The following is a 19,304-nucleotide window of genomic DNA, read 5'->3' on the forward strand; positions in this document are numbered from 1 at the left end:
GCAACACACCACGATCGGGCGTGACGTCATCGACCTAGACGTTGTCATTGCCCTTGTCGGCGCCGTCGTTTTGATCGGTCTGGGTTCGATTTTCCGGCATAAGTTCATCCCGAGTGCCGAGTTCTGGTCCGGGCTCGAAAAGCTGACCTACTTTGTGCTCCTTCCGTCCCTGCTCGTAATCGGCCTCGCCGGAGCCGACTTCGCATCGATCGAGCCCGGACCGATGGTCCTGGTGCTGGCAGCCTCGGCCACCTTCGCGACCCTGCTCGCCTACGCTGCCCGCCGCCCGGCAGCCGGCCGTGATGGCCCTGCCTTCACATCCGTCTTCCAGGGCACTGTCCGCTTCAACACCTACATCGGAGTGACGACGGCGGCCGCACTCTTCGGAGCCGACGGCATCGCCATCGCAGCACTCGCCAACGCCGTCCTTGTGCCGTTCGGCAATCTCGCGTCGACAATAGCGCTGGCCCACTACGGACACCACAAACTCCGCGGCTCCGCATTGGTCTTCGCCGTGTTCGGAAACCCGCTGATCCTCGCGTGCGCAATCGGACTTGCCGCAAATCTGATCGGTTCCGCACCGGGAGCGGACGGCGTGCTCGACGCTCCGGTACCAGCCGCCGTCGTACAGCTCATGGCTGCGGTCCTGGGACTGCTCGGTGGAGCGGCACTGCCGATCGGGCTCTTCTGCGTAGGCGCCGGGCTGCGCGGACGGTTCTTCCCGCGCGAGTCCCTGCGCCCCGTGATGGCGGCACTGTTGCTGCGGTTCGTTCCGGTGCCGGCAGCGACGCTGGGACTGTGTATCCTGCTCGGATTCAGCGGACCGGCCGCCGTGGTCTGCGTGGTGTTCCAGGCTCTACCCACTGCGACTAGCTCCTACGTCTTCGCCCGACGGTTGGGCGGCGACGCCTCCCTCATGGCACAGATCACCGCAGCCCAAACTGTCATCTCGGGCGTGGTTCTGCCATCGTGGATCCTCATTGCGCTGACGGTGCTGATGTAGATCGCTAGGATCGAGCCATGGAAACCCGCGAGTCTGCCGCAGAGACCACACTGGTCACCCTCAGCGACATTGAAGCCGCCGCCGAACGCATCAACGACCTGGTCCTGCGAACACCGCTCATCCAGCTCCCGCACCCGCAGCGCCCGGAGGAGATCCTCCACTGCAAAGCCGAATCACTCCAGCCCACCAGCGCCTTCAAGCTGCGCGGCGCCTACAACACCATCGCGCAGGTACTGGACCAGGCGCACGAACACGGAATCGTCGCGCAATCCTCAGGCAATCACGCCCGAGCCGTTGCCTGGGTTGCAAATCGCCTCAACCTGCGGGCGGTCATCGTCATGCCGGAGGCGGCCCCGCGCACCAAGATTGACGCCGTCCGAGCGCTCGGCGCCGAAGTCCAGGTGGTGCCGTCCGCGCTGCGCGACGTCCGCGCCCACGAACTTGTCGCCAAACACGGGTACATCCACATCCCGCCCTACGATGACCCGCGCATCATCGCCGGTCAGGGGACCGTCGGCCTGGAGATCATGCAGCAACTGCCCGACGTCGACACCGTCCTCGTCCCCATTTCCGGCGGTGGCCTCATCTCCGGCATCGCGACGGCGGTCAAAGCCCTGAACCCGGAAACGCGCGTGATCGGCGTCGAACCGGAGCTCGCCGCCGACGCCGCCCAGAGCTTTCGCGAAGGCCGCCGCGTCACCTGGGAGCAACAACAGACCTACCGCACGATCGCCGACGGGCTCCGGACGCCCGCCCTCGGCGTGCACCCGTGGGAGCACGTGAAGCGCTACGTCGACGACGTCGTTACCGTCACCGAAGAGCAGATTCTAGCCGCCATGCGCCACCTCACACTTGCCGGCAGGCTCGTGGTCGAACCGTCCGGCGCGGTTGCCACCGCTGCGTGGATGCACGACGTGGTTCCCAGCCAGAACGACGGCGGCACAGTGGCCGCCGTCGTCTCCGGTGGTTCAGTGGATCCGGCCCTCCTGGCGAAGGTGCTGCAGCAGGCGGGCTAGAGCCGGGTGCCTTCACGCGCCGCTATTCGGCCACCCGGTTCCGGAACTTCCCAATCCGGACGCGCAACTCCTCGATCTGGCGACGCACGACGACGGCGGGATCCGGATTGATTTCGTTGGCTGGAGGAGCCTTACGGACGTTGCCAGAGCAAATGAAGTCGGCACAGATCAGCGTCCCGACCGTGTTCCCGTTGCGTCCGGCCTGTCCCGCTCGCTTAGCCACCCAGAGCAGCACATCCTCTTTCGAGAAGACGTCCCGGCATATCTCGCAGAGCACCGATCGGTTCTTTTTCGCGCCTCCGTCCGGTGCACGCAGGAGGACACCGGTCAGCCCGCGTTCAGTCGGCACGACGAGGTACGCACGAAGCGGCGGGGTTGAGAGCAAAGCCTCCGAAGGAAGAGTGTTGCGCGTCACCTCATAGGACCATAAGGTTGTCGAAGCGCTTCGACAACTACCAGGCCAGCTCAAAGGGGACTCGCTCCATGCATACTGACGAGACGTTGCGGTCTTCTGATGAACTCGTGTTCGGAGGTGACTACAACCCCGAACAATGGCCTGAGTCCGTGTGGCACGAAGATGTGCGCCTTATGCGCCAAGCCCATGTGAATCGGGCGACCATCGGCGTCTTCTCCTGGTCCTCGATCGAACCGCGGGAAGGTGAATACGAGTTCGGGTGGCTGGACCGGATCATGGACCTGATGGCCGAGAACGGCATCGGCGTTGTCCTTGCCACGCCCACCGCTTCGCCACCGCCCTGGTTCTCGTTGGCATACCCGGAAGCACTCCCAGTGACCGCGGACGGGGTAAGGCTCATTCACGGCAGCCGGGACACCTACAACCCAGCAGCCCCCGCATACCGATCCGCCGCGAAGCGCGTGACCGCAGCACTAGCGGAGCGCTACTCATCTCATCCCGCCCTCACAATGTGGCACCTCCACAACGAGTACGGGACGGTCTCCTACGGACCGCAGGCCGATGCAGCCTTCCGCGAGTGGCTCCGAACCAAGTACGGGACCCTCCAGCAGTTGAACGCCACCTGGAACACGGCGTTCTGGTCCCAGGGTTACGGCGACTGGGAGGAGATTTTCGCTCCACAGGCCACCCAGTACCTGCCGAACCCTTCCCAGGTTCTCGACTTCAGGCGTTTCTCGGCGGACCTGCTGCGCGACTGTCTTCGGGAGCAGGTCGAGATCGTCCGCAGCATCCGACCCGAGGTACCCGTCACCACCAACTTCATGCTTCCCAGCTGGAACCACTACGACCAGTGGGACCTGGCCGCTGAGATCGACGACGTCTCCGTCGACCATTATCCGGACACGCCAGGCATCGAAGGTGATGTTCAGGTTGCCTTTGGAAGCGACCTTGCACGCTCCTTCAACGGCGGACGCCCCTGGGTGCTCATGGAACAGGCCACCACCATGGTCTACAACTATGCGCAGGGACGGATCCTCGCCCGCGATCCGGGCAGGCTCCTGTTCAATACACTCCAGTACCTTGCCCGCGGCTCCACGGGGTCCCTGTTCTTCCAATGGCGGTCGCCGCGCGCCGGCGCCGAGTTCTTCCACTCGCCGATGGTTCCTCACGTTGGCGAGAACTCCCGGACGTTCCGCGAGATTGTAGAGCTCGGGACCAGTCTTTCGGGGCTGCGCGAACTCGCACAGGCGCCTGCGGCAGGGCGTCGCGTGAACCAGAACCGGGTGGCGATCGTCTGGGATTCCGATGCCTGGTGGTCGGTGGACACGCTCGCCTTGCCGTCCACCGACGTCGCATTCCTGCCCGCCGTGAAATCGGTCCACCGCGCGCTGTGGTGGCTTGGTATCAATACAGACTTTGTCCGGCTCGACCAGGACCTCACCGGTTACGACCTCATCCTGGTTCCCAGCAAACTGGCTGCCTCGGATGCGGAGGCTGAAGCGCTCCAGGGCTTCGTGGCAGCCGGTGGACATACCGCTATCTGGTACTTCTCGGGCAGCACCGATGAAAACCTCAACGTGCGCCTCGGTGGCTTCACCGGAGCATTCGCTGAACTTCTCGGCATCCGGGTCGAGGAGCACTTTCCCCAGCTCGCGGAGACAGCCCTGAAACTCAGCGACGGTTCAACCGCTGATTGCTGGGCAGAAAGTGTCGACCTCGCCGGCGCGACAAGCGTTGCCGACTTCACCGAGCACCCTCTCTCGGGGCATCCTGCCGTCACCACTCACCAATACGGTTCCGGCACGGCCCACTATTTCGCCACCAGACTGGCCGAGGATGCCCTGCGCGAACACCTCCGTCGCATTCTCGACGACGCCGGCGTCCACCCGGACCACCCGGCAGCCGGGTTCGGTGTCGAAGCAGTCCGCCGCCATGCCGGCGATTCCAGCTACCTGTTCCTCCTCAACCACTCGGACGAAGCGGTCGACGTCGATGTCCACGGTCACGATCTCCTGACCGACACAACGGTCCGGGGAGCCACCACCCTGGCTCCCGGCACCGCGGTGATTGTGCGCGAGCACTCAAACCAGTGAGCGCCCTCTTCTACGCCAGCCCGGCAAATACCTGGCTGGACGGCTTGCCCCTGGGTAACGGCCGGATCGGCGCCATGGTCCTGGCAGACGGTCCGACGCTGCGGCTACAGGTGAACGACAGCACAGCCTGGTCGGGGAGCCCCGCCAGCGAGCAACGGTGGGGCGGCGTCTCAGCGGAGACGGCCTCGCGCGTGCTCGCTGAGGCAAGGACTGCTATCGCCGAGGGGAGGCCGGTTGACGCGGAAAGAAGCCTGGAAGGGCTGCAATCCACCTACTCGCAGTCGTATCTGCCCTTCGCCGACGTCGTCATCTCGGTGGACCAACGCACTCAGCTGCAGGAGCGCAGGCTGTCTCTCTCCGACGCCAATCACCGCACCACCGGGCAGATCGACGGCGGCAGCATCACGCAGGAGACGTTCATCAGTGCGGTGGATGGGGCACTCGTCCACCGGCTTCAATCCACCGCGCCGGTTGACGTCGCCCTCGCCGTCTCCACGCCGCTGAGGGAAACCGGGCGCACCACCAGGCCCAGCGACGTCGTACTGGAACTGCGGCTGCCCGCTGACGTGGCGCCGGGGCACGAACCGGACGAGCCGGCGCTCCAGGAGGAACTCGACGGCATTGAGCCGCTTGAAGGCGCGTTGTGTCTCGCCATGAAACATGACGGTATCGCTACTCGGAACGATGGAGGAGACACCGTACTCACCGGCGTTAGCGAGCTCGTGATGGCGGTCGCGACCGAGACCACGTTCACCGGCATCGGCCGTGCACCGGAAGGTTCCTCCGGGAACTGCGCGGAGGCCGCGCGCCGTCGTGCCCATGCGGGCCTCGACAGGGGCTGGGACGCCCTGCACGCCAGGCACACCGAGGCTCACCGCGAGCTGTTCGACCGCGTCACGGTCGCCCTGAAGCCGGGTCCGGATGCGTTGCCGGACCGCGACAAGGTACCGGCAGACGTGCGGCTGCGGGAGGCGAATGCGCATCCCGCCGGCGTCCTCGTCGCTGATCCGGCGCTGGTTGCCCTGCTGTTCGACTACGGGCGGTACCTGCTGCTCGCTTCATCGCGCCCCGGCACTCTTCCGGCCACGCTCCAAGGCATCTGGAATGACGATCTGCGCCCTCCCTGGTCCTCGAACTACACGCTGAACATCAACGCTCAAATGAACTACTGGGGTGCAGAAGCGGCCGCTCTGGCTGAGTGTCACGAGCCGCTCTTTGACCTTGCGGAAGCACTCGCCGATCGAGGCCGGCGTACCGCCGCCACTCTGTATGGCGCACGCGGCTGGGTGGCGCATCACAACTCCGACGCGTGGGCATTCAGCTCGCCGACCGCCGGTCACGCCAGCTGGTCCCAATGGCCGATGGCCGGACCATGGCTGGTCCGGCAGCTCGACGAGAAGCGGCGCTTCGGGTCAGCCACCCCTGACCAGATCGAGCGGCTGTGGAACCTGGCGGTCGGTGCCGCGCAATTCCTCTGCGACTGGTTGATCGACGAAGGCGGTGCGCACCTGGAAACGCGACCGTCCACCTCACCGGAGAACTGCTATCTGAGCAGTCAGGGACGGGCCGCCGTCGCTACGTCGACTGCCATGGACCGCACCCTTATCTCTGAACTGTTCGAGACGGTACTCGCGCTGGCCCCGCTTGTTGGGCAAACCGCCCACCCCATCCTGGATGAGGTACGCAGGGCCCTCCCTCGAATCGCGCCGCCACAGGTCGGCACCGACGGCAGGATCCTCGAGTGGGGGCACCAGGCGGAAGAGGCGGAACCTGAGCACCGGCACCTCTCGCACCTGCTTTTCGCCTACCCCGGTAACGGCCCGACGCCGGAGCTCGCCGACGCTGTTCGCCTCTCCCTGGACCATCGCGGCGACGATTCCACCGGCTGGTCGCTGATCTGGAAGATCTGTCTGCGCGCAAGGCTGGAGCAGGCCGGAAAGGTCGCGGACCTGCTCCAGCTGATGTTCCGGCCGGCGGACGAAACCAACGGCCCACACGCCGGCGGACTCTACAACAATTTCTTCGCCGCTCATCCGCCGTTCCAGATCGACGGGAACTTTGGCCATGTAGGCGCACTGGCCGAAATCCTGGTGCAGAGCCATTCCGGGGTAATCCGCCTGCTCCCTGCAGTGCCCGCGGAGTTGCGGAGCGGCAGCGTTCGTGGCCTCATCGCCAGGCCCGGCATTACCGTCGACGTGACCTGGAAGGATGGCCTGCTTGGCGAAGCCGTGCTGACTCCGCGGCATGCCGAGGCAGCGGGGGAGCGGCTGGTCGCCATCAACGGCGCTGTTGACCCGGTGACCCTCAGGTTCGGACAGAGAACCACGCTCCGGCGGAACTCCACAACCGGCGCCATCGACCTCTCAACAACAGATTATGACTAGCATTACCGCGAACGGAAAGGCAGTGTTTACGCATGACCCAACACAGTGAAGAGACAGCCACCCGAGTGACGGGCAGCCCCGATTACCGTGACGTCGGCCTCGAGTTCCCGCCCGGCTTCGTCTTCGGATCCGCTACCGCGTCCTACCAGATTGAAGGCGCCCACGACGCCGACGGTCGCGGCCCCTCCATCTGGGATACCTTCAGCCACACCGAGGGCAAAGTGTGGAACGGCGACACCGGCGACGTCGCCTGTGACCACTACAACCGACTCGACTCCGACCTGGACCTGATGAAAGACCTGGGGCTGGAGTCCTACCGATTCTCGATCGCGTGGCCGCGCATCCAGCCCACCGGTCGCGGCCCCGCCAACGAGGCCGGGCTCGCCTTCTACGACCGGCTGGTCGACGGACTGCTCGCCCGGGACATCAAGCCGATCGTCACCCTCTACCACTGGGATCTGCCGCAGGCACTCGAGGACGACGGCGGCTGGACCAACCGCGAAACAGCGTTCGCCTTCGGGGACTACGCTCGCATCGTCGGTGAACGTCTCGGCGACAGGGTCGCACTATGGACCACCCTCAACGAGCCGTGGTGCAGCGCCTACCTCGGATACGGTTCCGGCGCGCACGCACCCGGGCGGACAGAACCGGCATCCGCGCTCGCCGCCGTACACCACCTCAATCTCGCCCACGGCCTGGCCGTCCTGGCGCTCCGGGACGTAGTGACGAACAATCCGGACTTCGCGATCACCCTCAACCTGCACGTCTTCCGACCGGAGGGGGAGACCGGCCCCGAAGCCGTGCGGCGGGTGGACGGCCTTGCCAACCGGCTGTTCCTGGACCCACTGCTGAAGGGCGTCTACCCGGAGGACGTACTGGAAGACACCGCGAGTCTTACGGACTGGTCCTTTGTGCAGGATGGCGACCTTGAAGTCATCCATCAGCCCCTGGACGTCCTCGGTGTGAACTACTACTCCACAAACCGCGTACGCATGTGGGACGGCGAAGGTCAAAAGGAGAACGCTGACGGGCACGGGGATGCCGCCGGCACGGCCTGGCCGGGCGCAGACATGGTCGAGTTCCTCCAGCAGCCCGGCCCCTACACCGAGATGGGGTGGAACATCGAGCCGTCCGGGCTCGAGGACCTGCTCGTCTCGCTGCATGAAAGCTGGCCTGAGCTGCCGCTGATGATCACGGAGAACGGCGCGGCCTTCCCCGACGCCGTCGAGATCGGTGCCGATGGAACCCGGCGGGTTCACGACCCCAGCCGTATCGACTACCTGCGCCGCCACTTCACCGCTGCCCACCGGGCGATGGACCGTGGCGTTGATCTTCGCGGCTACCAGGTGTGGTCACTCATGGACAACTTCGAGTGGGGCTACGGATACTCCAAGCGCTTCGGCATCGTGCACGTCGACTACGACACCCTGGAGCGCACACCGAAGGACAGCTCGCGCTGGTATTCGCAGCTAATCCGGGACCGGCGAATCCCGCCGGTTGATTAAGCGCCCGAGGATTAGATGACAGAAGGAGGGCCGCCAACCCGGCTGGCCCTCCTCCCATCCTGACGGAGCGGCTACCCGCCGGTCTGTGCTTCGTCGCTTCCACCGGACACCCGGCCGCTCGACTTCTGCAGACGGTCGATGTGCTCCGAGGCCTGTGCCTTGGTGATGTCGGCTGGGATTTCCTCCCCGGCCTCCCGCGCAAGAGTGTCGAGGTAGCTGCGCTGGGCATCGGTCATGGGTTCATCCCCGGTGACCCAGTCCTCAGGGTCACGTGCAAAACCGCCCTGCGGCTCCGGCGTCGGGCTTCCCAAAGTTTCATCAGACATAACGTGCTCCTTCGTTCGGGGAACTACTGACTTGCTTCCGGGGGCAGTGCTTCGTGGTGGGGGCGGCCGTGCGTCCGACGGTCTTCCTTCATCTCCGCCTCGAACAGGTGGCGCTTGCCCTCCACCAGTTCGTCACGGGCGCGCTTCTCGAGCTTCTTGAATTGCGCGTAGTAGTGGTCGTCATAGTCCTCGACGATCTGGAAGGTCCACCTCCCCTCGATGACGTTCCGGCCCAGAACGTCGCGGTCCACCTCATCCGCGAGTGAGTCATGCCCCGCCTCCCGCAACAGGCCGACAGCTTCGCCCAGGGCCAGGTCTGCCGTCCCCGTCAACCGGTGGAATCCGTACAGGAGTCCGCGGGCATGCTCCACTACTTCGAGCGCCTCGGAGAACTTCCCGAGCGCCTCTACTGTCTTGTCCGAAGCCGATTCAGGCCTCTGGTGGTTGCTGTCCGGCCCGTCCGATCCTGAGATAGTCATACTGCTTACCATATACAGCAGGAGCTTCTCATGGGCAGATCTTCCGCGTGGCCCTATACCGATGGGGGACGCCGGAATACCCTGAATTCATGCCCACTTCCAGCAGGTCTCCGGCCGCCAACAGCACGACGACGGCCCCGGACCTCCCGGCCATCCAGCGCCACACCGTCCGGGTCCTCATCGTGGCCCAGATCCTCGGCGGAATCGGTATGGGATCGGTGCTTTCCATCGGTGCCGTCATGGCCGCGGAAATTTCGGGCTCGGAGGCGCTGTCCGGCACTGCCGCCACTTTGAGTACTCTCGGCGCCGCGGCGAGCGCCATTCCGTTGGCGCGCCTCGCCCAGCGACTGGGGCGCAGGGCCGCCCTGTCTACCGGAGCGTTCATTGCAGCTTCGGGATCGCTCACCGTGATCGGCGCGGCTGCGCTCGGTTCCTTCCCGCTCCTGCTCCTCGCGTTCGCTCTGATCGGTGTAGGCACAGCGGTCAATCTCCAGTCCCGCTTCGCTGCCACTGATATCGCGACCCCCGAGCGGAGGGGTCGCGATCTGTCACTGGTTGTCTGGTTCACCACCGTCGGAGCAGTGCTTGGGCCCAACCTGATCGGCCCGGGTGAAGTAGTGGCCGATACGCTCGGCATGCCGGAATTGACCGGCCCGTTCCTCATCGCCGTTGGTGCACAGATCGCGGCGGCGGCTGTGTACCTGGTTGCGCTGCGGCCGGACCCGTATCTCGTGAGCAAGGCGACGCCGCCGGACCCCAGGGATGACGTCCCGGGATCAGTGCGTGGCAGGGGAGCGCTCCTCTTCGCCATCGGGGCGGTGGCTCTCAGCCACGCGGTGATGGTTTCTGTGATGTCCATGACGCCGGTGCACCTGGTGAACCACGGCGTAACGCTCACCATCGTAGGGCTCACCATCAGCCTGCACATCGCCGGCATGTATGCCCTGTCACCGGTGTTCGGCTGGTTGAGCGACCGGGTGGGCCGGGTGGGAACCATCCTCATCGGGCAGGCGCTGTTCGCCGTCGCGCTGGCGTTCGTGGCGTTCGGTGAAGCCAGCCCCGTCATGGTGACAATCGGCCTGATCTTCCTCGGACTCGGCTGGAGCGCGTCCACCGTTTCAGGGTCCGCTCTGGTGACAGACCTCGCGACCGGTAGTGCCCGCGCACGCATCCAGGGCCGCACTGACCTGACCATGAACCTTGCCGGCGCATTAGGCGGAGGAGCGGCGGGCCTTGTCCTGGCAATGGTGGGCTACGCCGGACTTGCCTGGGCAGCGGGTCTGTTGGTGCTGCTCATTGTTGCGGGTGCGACGACGATGCGCACCGCACGGCCTCTCTCCGCTTAGGCAGGAGGGAGGAGCGGCACCGCCCGCCGCCTATTGATAAGCAAACTGTCCATTGCTTATCCTGACAGTAGTTCAGCAGCGAGCCATGTATCTCTTCTGGGGCGACTTCATGGACGGGTGGTTGCATGCGGACTTTTGGTGTGGAGGAGGAATTCCTCCTGATCAATCCCTGGTCGCTGTGCCCTGAGGCAGCAGCCGAAGCCGTCTTCCTAGCCGCGCGCGGTGGCGCGCTGACCCGGGAGTGCAAGCAGGAACAGATTGAGACAGGCACTGAGCCACAAACAACTCTGGAGGATATGAGCGCGGATATCCTCCGACAACGCTCAATTGCCGATGATGCAGCCTCTCGCGCGGGCGTCCGAATAGCAGCCCTTGCGACCTCGCCGATGGTGACCAACACTGCAGTTACTCCCGAGCCGCGCTACCTGGAGATGCAGGATCAGTTCGGTTCGACCCTTCGGGACCAGTTGACGTGCGGCTGTCACGTCCACGTCGGAGTGGAGTCCGATGAAGAAGGCGTGGGCATCCTCGATCGCATCCGGGTTTGGCTTCACGTGCTGGCAGCCCTGAGCGTGAATTCGCCGTTCTGGAGTAGTGAGGATTCCGGCTACGCGAGCTACCGAAGCCAGGCTTGGAGTCGCTGGCCGACCGCAGGTGTCTACGAGATTTTCGGCTCGGCTGCGGCCTACCGCGACCTCGTCGAGACCCTGCTCGCCACCGAGGTTCCGATCGACGAGGGGCAGATCTACTTTGACGCCCGTTTGAGCCGCCACCATCCCACCGTTGAAGTCCGTGTTGCAGACGTCTGCCTACAGGCCGATGATGCTCTCCTGCAGGCTGCGCTCACGAGAGCGCTCGTTGAGACCGCAGCGAGGGAGTGGGCCGACGGCGTTCCGCCCATTCCCATGCCCGCAGCACAGCTGCGGCTCGCCGCGTGGCGTGCAAGTCGCTTCGGGCTGGACGGCCAACTGCCCGATCCGCAACTCAACGTCCTCCGCGACGCTCGACAGGTTGCGCGCAGCCTGTTCGAGTACGTCCGTCCAGTCCTGGAAGAGCAGGGGGAGGAGCTCACCGTCGAGTCCCTCCTCCGCCAAACCCTTATCCGCGGGACGGGGTGCAACCGCCAGCGCGCCGTCTACGCGCGGACCGGGAGCTTGGCCGAGGTGGTCTCCGACGCTGTCCTCTTGACGAACCTCGGCCAGGGCTCGCTGCATGAACGGCACGCGAGCCGCGGGTGCTTCCACATGAGAGGCAACGAACTACACCGCATCTGAGGGATCCCCTCAGGTCGTGGGTGATTGTGCGCGGGAAACACCGCGAACAGGTCCGGTTGTAGAGGTGAGCATCGCTTCCAGTTTTGCGATCACGGCGTCGAGGCCCAGCTCGAAAGCGAGGTCCTGACGCCGCCCGGTGGGCTGGGCAGCGAGTGCTGCGGAAAGCGCCGGATGGTGCGATTCTGATGCGGACCAGAGCGGCTCAGGCGATGCGGCGTCGATGGCCGACCCCAGGACCAGAACGTCCACCATCGCAAGGCCGCCGAGGAGAGCAGGTCCCTTGAATCCGGCTGACGCGAGGACCTGTGCGAGGCTCTCGTAAATATTCAGTGTTGCGTCGTCGTCGACCGGTTCTCCGACCAACGCGGGAATAGCCTCGGGGTGCCGCTGCATCGCATCACGGTAGTTGACGGCCCAACGACGGACCTGTTCCTGCCAGGTGCCTTCACCTGGAGGAAAATCTCCGCGGCTATTGGCATCCTGACTGATCAGCGACCGAATCCCCTGAATGATCTCGGTCCGTCCTCCCTTCACATGGTGATAAAGGGAGGACGGACTCACCCCCAGTTTTTTGGCCAGCCGGGGAATCGAGAACCCGCGCTGCTCGTCGAACAAGTCGAGTGCAGCCCGGTGGATCTTCTGTGACGTCAGAAGTGGACTGGTTGGCCGGACCATCGGATTCCCTCGTCTGGGTGGAAGCTAGAAGACAACCACACTACGGGCGCGCTCGCCACGACGCATGGCATCGAATGCTTCATTGACGTCGTCAAGGCTGATGCGATCAGAGATCAGCTCATCCACCGGCAGTTTCCCTGCCAGATAAAGCGCAGCCAAGCGTGGAAAATCTCTCCCCGGAACTGTGGATCCATAGTTCGAACCGATGATCCGAATGCCTCCTTCGGCCAACGCAAGCCCGTCGAAGCTGATCAACTGATCAGCTGGTGGGAGTCCTACGAGAACGGCTGTGCCACCGCGCACCAGCAGACCCGGAAGCGATTCGATCGTCTGCTTCCTACCGATCGCTTCGAAAGCGAAGTCTGCCCCGCCGTCAGTGATCCCCAGGATTTCCTGCCGTGTGTTGGCGTCCGCTACCACCGTGTGGGTGGCGCCCAGCCTTGCGGCAAGTTCCAGTTTCTCCTTGCTGAGGTCCACGGCGATGATCGGGTAAGCGCCGGCGAGGTTGAGGCCCATGATGATTGACAACCCCACACCTCCGGCGCCCACCACGACGGCGGAACTGCCTGGCGAGACTGCTGCATCATTGACGACCGCGCCCACACCGGTAGCAACAGAGCAGCCGAGGAGCGAGGCGACGTCGAACGGAACCTCCGAGGGAATCTTTACCGCTGCCGATTCCGGAACGACCGCATACTCGCTCATGGAGCCCACAGCGAGATACGGATAAACCCGGGCACCGTTGATGGAGAGCGGTGTGGTGCCGTCCGGCAACAGGCATTCTTCCGAGCGGCTGCCGGTGCAGACAAATGCCCGGCCCGAGAGGCACGCGGTGCAGCGTCGGCAAGGGTAGAACCAGCTGAGCACCACGTGGTCCCCGATCCGGACATCCCGCACACCATCGCCGATTGCCTCGACGACTCCGGCGCCTTCATGGCCCATGACAGTCGGAGACGGCAATTCCCACTCGCCGTCAAGCACGTGGCGATCGGAACCGCAGACACCTGAGGCACCCAGACGCACCAGGACGGTTCCCGGGCCGGGTTCGGCGACTTCTACCTCGTTGATCTCCAGCTGGGAGCCACTCCGGTGTATAGCGGCGCGGGACACTAGGCTCACTTGCCGGTTCCTTTCGCAGTGATCGGCTCGCCGGCATCGAATGCACCCAAACCACGCCTCTTGTACAGGACTGTTGCGAGGACCCAATGGACGAGCCCGCCAACGATGGCCGCCGGTAGCGATGCCGTGATCACGTTGAATGCGAGCTGCGTTTCAAGCGTGACCGGGTTGTACAGCCAGAGGTAGAAGGCTGCGCCGACGACGACGGCTGCCATACCTGCCCAATTGACGCCACCGGACAGATGGTACGCGCTGCTCGATCCAGGGGCATACAACTCCGCCAGATCGATTCGCTGCCTACGCAGGATGAAGTAATCGGCGATGATCGCACCGCACATCGCTGCCAGGAAGGCACCGCTCAGCGTTACGAAGAGGACAAAGCGCTCGTACATGAACTGGGGAAAGAACGCCAGCGCCGCCGGCAGGACGAAGAACGCCGCGCAGAGCCACTTCCAGTGCAGCCCCCGCAACAAATTTCCGCTCGATTGACGCAGGGCGAGAACGGTGGAATAGACGATTGAGGACATGCTGGTGATGTTGGCGAAGCAGATGAACAGCAGGATGAAAGCGCCGAGCAAGGGGCCTCCGAAGGGGATCATCCAGACTGTCGGGTCTGAGTCGCCCAGCGTCAGCGCAGCACCCATGCCGACTACCTGCGCCAGCAGCGTGGCGATGAGCAGTCCGCCATAGGCAGGCCAGATGGCTGCTCGGGGGGAGTTGGTCATGCGTGCAAGGGACCCCATCACGGGATACCAGGAAACGCCCACACCTACGTTGAATTCGACCGCGATGGCGAAGTTCAGCTGAGGATCGTCAAAGGGAGCAAGAGGGGCGGAGTCGAGCAATGTTGCCCATGATGTGTTGATCACGAGGAAGATCATGAGCAACGCGGTAATGGCCAGCAGCCCGGGTCCGATGAACTTGTTGAGCCGGCCAATAGTCACCGGGCCACGGGACAGAATGAACCAGGCCACTGCGATGGCGACGAGGGCACCAATGATGACCATCACGCCGTACTCACCGAAATCAGCGCCGGTCGCAACGTTCGCCACCTGAGTGGTTGCGCGGCCAACCATGATCCCGAGGAGGGAGGACCAGCCCATCTCGGTGATCAGGACTACGCTGAACACGAGCACCCCAACGCCGACGACACCGAAAACCGGTCGCAGGATGGTGTACTGCTCAACCCCATACCGCTGGCTGGCAACCGTGCTTGCCAGCACCATGAAACACAGGCCAATCGCGTTTCCGATGATCATCGCCGCAACGCCCTGCTGGAAGCCAACGAACGACGCCGTCGCACCACCAACGAGGAAGGCCCAGGTGGCGATCGCGAGGGCAACGTTCACCCAACTGAAGTCCACCGCGTTCCAGACTCGCTCTGACCTCAGCAGCGGCAGCGATCCGAAGGTATTCGCGTGCTCAACTTCCTCTACCGCAGTGCTCTTTGAGGCGCTCACAGGGCCATCACCAACACCCCGAGTAGGCACATGAGCAAGGTTGTGCCGACGTAAACCAGCAGCTCCCGGTTCGATAGTGCCCGGCGTCCCGGGTCCCCCGCCTCTTCCGTCCTGATTATCCCGATCCGTCGGCGCAGTTCTTGCTGCACCAAATCGGCGTCACGATTCATCATGGCCTCCTCGCCATATAACCGAATACCTTTCGGTTTCCGCAATGATTTTCTGCCTAGGATGGTGCTCTGTCAACAGACCCGGCGAGCAGGAGAACTGCCGTCAAAGGAGGCAAGAGTGGTGCGTATCGCAGCGTGGCAAGCCACTGGAGTGGTGGGCGACCTGCAGGCAAACCTGCAACGCTTGGCAGCAGCGGCGTCCAGATCGAGCGACGAAGGAGTCGACATTCTGGTCACGCCTGAGCTGTTTTCGACCGGTTATGCTCCGGCGAAGGTTGTCGATTCGGACGGTCAGTCCATCCGGGGTCAACTAGCGGACATCGCACGCACATCCGGACTGGCTCTGGTTGCATCCACCGTCGATCGTGACGGAGACCAGCGGTTCATCAGCGCGTCCTTCTTCGATGCGGAAGGCACCGAAAGAACGCGGTATCGGAAGTCCTACCTGTTCGGAGAGGAGGAGCGATCGGTTTTCCAGCCCGGTTCCTCAGCGCCGGAGGTCGTCAACTATGCCGGCCTGCGTGTAGCGCTCGGCATCTGTTACGACGTCGAGTTCCCTGAGTTCGTGAGAGGTGCAGCGCGCAGCGGGGCCGAGGCACTGCTGATCCCCACGGCGGTGCCGACAACAGGAGACGTCGACGGGCTGCCAACAAACCGGACATACAACGCCGACCGAATCTCGACGCTCATGGTCCCGTGCAGGGCCATGGAGAACGGGGTGTTCATCGCGTATGCGAATCATGCGGGCCCGGACTTCACCGGACTCAGCTGTATTGCAGGTCCGCACGGGAATGTCCTGGCGGAGGCTGACCGCCAGGAATCGATGTTGTTCGCTCAGGTCGACGCAGCGGAGGTGCAGAGAGCACGCCGCATCAACACTTACCTGCGGGATTTCCGTGATGACCTCTGACCCATTCAGCCAACGCTGACGGGCTAAGCCATGTCGGCGTAGCGCTTCGCCTGAGCGAGACCCTCGCGTACCAGATCAGCGTGGTACTCCGGTCCATAGACAGGCGTATCGCGCTGAAACCGCCATCCTTCGGCGAGTGGGCCGGCGTCGACCGTATCGAACCCGAACTGGTCGATCAGCGACGCAACACTCCGCTTCGCGCCGTCGTCGTCTCCTGCGATGGGAAGCGCGCGGCGCCCCGGTGTGTCGGACGGCGTTCCCTTGCTGGTGAGGTGGGCTGCATAGATGTTGTTGAATGCCTTGACCACATGAGTGCCGGGAAGCCGTTGCTGGAGCAGTTCGCTGGTGGTGGTCGATTCGTCGTCGAGCTCCGGGAATTGCCCGTCCCGTTCCGGGTAGTAGTTGTTGGTGTCAATCACGGTCTTGCCCTTGAGCGGGGCGGCCGGCACCGCATCGATCGCCTTCAGCGGAACGCTTACGACGACGACGTCACCGGCTTCCGCTGCCTCGTCCGGCGTTGCCGCCCGCGCGCAATCGCCCAGTTCGTCGATGAGGCCAATGAGCGTTTCCGGACCTCGGGAGTTGCTCAGAACGACGTCGTACCCGTTCTGGATCGCGAGCCGTGCGAGCTGTGAGCCGATATTCCCGCTGCCGATGAAGCCGATGGTTTGAACGCCTGAGTCTGCACTGGTTTCCATGGCGAGTACAACCGATCTGCGGGTCGGTTATTCCTGTGACTGGAAGATTCGTGGAGGGAGTGCCAGACCCCGGACCCGTCGTTATTTGATGCTGGCACTCCCTGATACGCGGATGGCTAGCGGTTCAGGCCGTTGGGGGTCTGAACGATGCTGAGGTCGGCTATGAGGGGCAGGTGATCCGATGCGTCCGTGTCGATCACCTTGGCGAAGCGCGGCTTGATGTCCCCTTTTGTGAGAAGGTAGTCGATCCGGCGGTTCGGGTTCTCGACGGGGTAGGTAAAATCGTCATCCTGGCCAAGGAAAGCGAAGACATCCGTGAAATGGGTGAGGATGTCATTCATTTCGGGTGTTCCCGGTACGGCGTTCAGGTCCCCTACGACGACGGCGGGCCCGCTGGATCCTTCGGCGATGGCAACGATCTCCTTCACCTGGGACTGTCGCTGTTCGCTGCGCTGATGATCGAGGTGGGTGTTGTAGAAGCTGATGTGGTTGCCCTTGACGTTGACGACGGTTTCTAACAGCCCGCGCTGTTCTGTTGGCCGCTGCACGTATTCGATGTTGGTCAACAGATGGTTCTCCGAGCTGATGATGGGGTATTCGCTGAGTACAGCGGTACCGTACTGGCGGCGCTCGGTTTGTCCTGCGGCGGGTTCGCGATCCAGGTTGGCTGCGTAGGCATAGTGCATGCCCAACCGTTCGGCCAGCAATGCTGCCTGGTCCTGGAAGTCACTGCGGGAAGACCAGTGGTTGTCGACTTCCTGCAGTCCCACAATCTCGGCACCCGAGTCCTCGATGACTGTTGCAATGCGCTCCAGATCAAGGTTGTCGGCAGGGTCAGCGCCGTGGTGAATATTGAACGACATGACACGAACGTCCGTGTCTTCGGGCGCTGCGGTAGCCGGCGCTGCTCCCACGCATGCAGCAAGGGCGGCGACAGCGCACATTGACATCAATTTCTTGATCACGGATTCTCCTCGATAGCGATTCGATGGCTGCCATGTAGGACAGCAGGCGCTTGCACATTCAGTGCGGGGCGCCATCGGCGACGCTATGGGGCTTAGGTGACGTGCCGCCGTCGTTCTTGCAAAAAGCCGGTGAATGAGGAGGAATATCCGCTACACGACGAGCTTGGCGTAGACCACGTAGTTGTCGTTGAAGGTGCCGGTCGCCGGATCGTAGCCGTCACACGTGATGAGGCGCAGCTCGGGACCTTCGGTATTCCCATAGACGGCTTGGGTTGGGAAGGCGTGCTTCGAATACTGTTCACCCCGTTCGACGACGAACACCGCCACAGTGCCGTCCTCACGGGTCAGTTCAACGGTGTCGCCCGGATTGAGCTGCTTGATCCAGGCGAAGACACCGGGGCCGCCGTCGCTGGCGTTGACGTGCCCGAGGAAGACAGAAGGCCCGGGTTCACCGGGGGTGGGGGAGTTCCGGTACCAGGCTGCTGGCGCACCGGGATGTCCGGGCGGCACTTCGAGCGACCCGTTCGGTTGGAGCCCGAGATACAACAGCCCGGACTGGACCCCGTGGGTCGGGATTGAGAGCGTGACAGGCAAAGAACGCTCGAACACCTGCGGCTTTGCCTCGGGGGGAGACGCGGGTTCAGCGGACGGTGTTTCTGGGTCGGCTGGTTCCGGTGAAACCGGCTCAGCTGGCACCGCCTCGGCAGGCGCGGTGGATTGGGCGGGCGCCGTCGTCGGCTCGTCCTCCGGGGCGGCAGACGGCGCGGCGACAGTGAAAGTGGGTTGGGCTCCCGCGGCGTCAGAAGGACTCGGTGCGGCACAGCCGGTGAGGAGCAGCAGTGGGACCGTTGCAGCAGCCAGCAAGCTCCCGCAACGGTCCCGGACAAGGCTAGTCATGTGTAGGAAAGTATCCGATCACTCCACACTTTCGATAACCCGCCTTGCTACGCCGCGCGACGACGGACGACGTACGTTCCGCCCAAGGCGAGGGCCAACACGAGTCCTCCACCCAATGCCAGGGCCGCCGTGTTGTCGGTGCCGGTTACCTCGACGCCGGTCTCGGCGCCTCCCGTGGGGACGTCGGTGACCTGCTGTCCCACGAGGCCGGCAACGATGTCGGCGTCGTACGCAGGCGTTCCGGCTGCGTCACAACCGTAGCCGTCATTGTCACGATCCAGCCATTGTCCATACCCCGCTGTGCCTCGAGGGATGTTGTATACACCGACCGAAGCTGCCTCTGTGCAGTTCTGGAACGGCAGAGTCACCGCCGCTGCCGGTGCCGCTGACAGTGCGACGAAACCTGCCGCTGCTGCTACTGCTAGTCCTGCTGTTGTCTTCTTCATGGTTTCCCCTCATGTAGATACCGCGAGTGATGAGACGCGGGTCACACGAGACTAGGCAGGTGGCTCAGAGGCCGTCAAGGATATCCACATCTTTGTCCAAGGACTGCACAAACCCTTCGCAGT

The 19,304-nt window shown here is 63.8% G+C and carries 19 protein-coding genes; 8 read left to right on the forward strand and 11 right to left on the reverse strand.

All coding sequences use genetic code 11. The annotated features are described in order from the left end of the window. The first annotated feature begins 70 nt into the window (after positions 1-70). Both AC4D1W_RS01765 and AC4D1W_RS01770 read left to right on the forward strand, forming a co-directional pair. The gene (locus AC4D1W_RS01765) at positions 71-1,003 is read left to right on the forward strand and encodes an AEC family transporter (protein ID WP_490890518.1); all 933 of its coding nucleotides are present in this window, start codon (positions 71-73) and stop codon (positions 1,001-1,003) included. Positions 1,004-1,020: 17 nt separating this feature from the next. After that, on the forward strand, positions 1,021-2,019 hold the full coding sequence (locus AC4D1W_RS01770) for a threonine ammonia-lyase (protein WP_490890519.1): 999 nt from the start codon (positions 1,021-1,023) through the stop codon (positions 2,017-2,019). 22 nt (positions 2,020-2,041) lie between these two features. Here the strand turns inward: AC4D1W_RS01770 and AC4D1W_RS01775 are convergent, their stop codons facing one another. Next, positions 2,042-2,434, reverse strand: coding sequence for an FBP domain-containing protein (locus AC4D1W_RS01775; RefSeq protein ID WP_490897593.1), 393 nt, complete (start codon positions 2,432-2,434; stop codon positions 2,042-2,044). A gap of 68 nt (positions 2,435-2,502) precedes the next feature. Here AC4D1W_RS01775 and AC4D1W_RS01780 point away from each other — a divergent pair, with 68 nt between their 5' ends. The 3 genes from AC4D1W_RS01780 to AC4D1W_RS01790 are packed head-to-tail and all read left to right on the forward strand — an operon-like array spanning position 2,503 to position 8,416. Continuing rightward, entirely contained in the window at positions 2,503-4,527 is a 2,025-nt protein-coding gene (locus AC4D1W_RS01780; RefSeq protein WP_490897594.1) for a beta-galactosidase, read from the forward strand. Further along, entirely contained in the window at positions 4,524-6,911 is a 2,388-nt protein-coding gene (locus AC4D1W_RS01785) for a glycosyl hydrolase family 95 catalytic domain-containing protein (RefSeq protein ID WP_490897595.1), read from the forward strand. The genes AC4D1W_RS01780 and AC4D1W_RS01785 overlap by 4 nt, the downstream gene beginning before the upstream one ends. 32 nt (positions 6,912-6,943) lie before the next feature. Then, positions 6,944-8,416 (forward strand): GH1 family beta-glucosidase, encoded by a 1,473-nt coding sequence (locus AC4D1W_RS01790; protein ID WP_490897596.1) that lies wholly within the window; start codon positions 6,944-6,946, stop codon positions 8,414-8,416. 71 nt (positions 8,417-8,487) lie between these two features. Here AC4D1W_RS01790 and AC4D1W_RS01795 read toward each other — a convergent pair whose 3' ends face one another. Next, positions 8,488-8,742 carry a DUF3072 domain-containing protein gene (locus AC4D1W_RS01795; protein ID WP_309071134.1) on the reverse strand — a complete coding sequence of 85 codons (255 nt, stop codon included), beginning with the start codon at positions 8,740-8,742 and terminating at the stop codon, positions 8,488-8,490. A 23-nt stretch (positions 8,743-8,765) separates the two neighbouring features. Further along, positions 8,766-9,221 carry a hypothetical protein gene (locus AC4D1W_RS01800; RefSeq protein ID WP_490890524.1) on the reverse strand — a complete coding sequence of 152 codons (456 nt, stop codon included), beginning with the start codon at positions 9,219-9,221 and terminating at the stop codon, positions 8,766-8,768. 89 nt (positions 9,222-9,310) lie between these two features. Here AC4D1W_RS01800 and AC4D1W_RS01805 point away from each other — a divergent pair, with 89 nt between their 5' ends. Together AC4D1W_RS01805 and AC4D1W_RS01810 are read left to right on the forward strand one after the other, a co-directional pair. Then, positions 9,311-10,567, forward strand: coding sequence for an MFS transporter (locus AC4D1W_RS01805; RefSeq protein WP_490897597.1), 1,257 nt, complete (start codon positions 9,311-9,313; stop codon positions 10,565-10,567). A 125-nt stretch (positions 10,568-10,692) separates the two neighbouring features. After that, positions 10,693-11,841, forward strand: a complete 1,149-nt coding sequence (locus tag AC4D1W_RS01810; protein ID WP_490897598.1) for a glutamate--cysteine ligase — start codon at positions 10,693-10,695, stop codon at positions 11,839-11,841. 9 nt (positions 11,842-11,850) lie between these two features. Here AC4D1W_RS01810 and AC4D1W_RS01815 read toward each other — a convergent pair whose 3' ends face one another. From AC4D1W_RS01815 to AC4D1W_RS01830, 4 genes are read right to left on the reverse strand one after another with little or no spacing between them, the layout of a single operon-like run. Further along, a complete protein-coding gene (locus AC4D1W_RS01815) occupies positions 11,851-12,516 on the reverse strand; it encodes a TetR/AcrR family transcriptional regulator (RefSeq protein WP_490890527.1) in 666 nt (221 codons plus the stop codon). A 24-nt stretch (positions 12,517-12,540) separates the two neighbouring features. Beyond that, a complete protein-coding gene (locus AC4D1W_RS01820) occupies positions 12,541-13,635 on the reverse strand; it encodes an alcohol dehydrogenase catalytic domain-containing protein (RefSeq protein WP_490897599.1) in 1,095 nt (364 codons plus the stop codon). Continuing rightward, on the reverse strand, positions 13,632-15,095 hold the full coding sequence (locus tag AC4D1W_RS01825) for a purine-cytosine permease family protein (protein WP_490897600.1): 1,464 nt from the start codon (positions 15,093-15,095) through the stop codon (positions 13,632-13,634). The genes AC4D1W_RS01820 and AC4D1W_RS01825 overlap by 4 nt, the downstream gene beginning before the upstream one ends. Next, positions 15,092-15,268, reverse strand: a complete 177-nt coding sequence (locus AC4D1W_RS01830; protein ID WP_490897601.1) for a hypothetical protein — start codon at positions 15,266-15,268, stop codon at positions 15,092-15,094. Before AC4D1W_RS01830 ends, AC4D1W_RS01825 begins: the two co-directional genes overlap by 4 nt. Before the next feature lie 115 nt (positions 15,269-15,383). Here AC4D1W_RS01830 and AC4D1W_RS01835 point away from each other — a divergent pair, with 115 nt between their 5' ends. Next, the gene (locus AC4D1W_RS01835; protein ID WP_490897602.1) at positions 15,384-16,175 is read left to right on the forward strand and encodes a nitrilase-related carbon-nitrogen hydrolase; all 792 of its coding nucleotides are present in this window, start codon (positions 15,384-15,386) and stop codon (positions 16,173-16,175) included. A gap of 23 nt (positions 16,176-16,198) precedes the next feature. Here the strand turns inward: AC4D1W_RS01835 and AC4D1W_RS01840 are convergent, their stop codons facing one another. From AC4D1W_RS01840 to AC4D1W_RS01855, 4 genes are all read right to left on the reverse strand, one after another. Then, complete coding sequence (locus tag AC4D1W_RS01840; protein ID WP_490897603.1) at positions 16,199-16,873, reverse strand: NADPH-dependent F420 reductase; 675 nt, start codon at positions 16,871-16,873, stop codon at positions 16,199-16,201. A gap of 116 nt (positions 16,874-16,989) precedes the next feature. Further along, complete coding sequence (locus AC4D1W_RS01845; RefSeq protein ID WP_490897604.1) at positions 16,990-17,838, reverse strand: endonuclease/exonuclease/phosphatase family protein; 849 nt, start codon at positions 17,836-17,838, stop codon at positions 16,990-16,992. A 150-nt stretch (positions 17,839-17,988) separates the two neighbouring features. Then, a complete protein-coding gene (locus tag AC4D1W_RS01850; RefSeq protein ID WP_490897605.1) occupies positions 17,989-18,735 on the reverse strand; it encodes a class F sortase in 747 nt (248 codons plus the stop codon). A 47-nt stretch (positions 18,736-18,782) separates the two neighbouring features. After that, entirely contained in the window at positions 18,783-19,181 is a 399-nt protein-coding gene (locus AC4D1W_RS01855; protein WP_490897606.1) for an excalibur calcium-binding domain-containing protein, read from the reverse strand. Positions 19,182-19,304 lie beyond the last annotated feature (123 nt).

The sequence above is a fragment of the Arthrobacter sp. TJ-170 genome, from assembly GCF_058269305.1.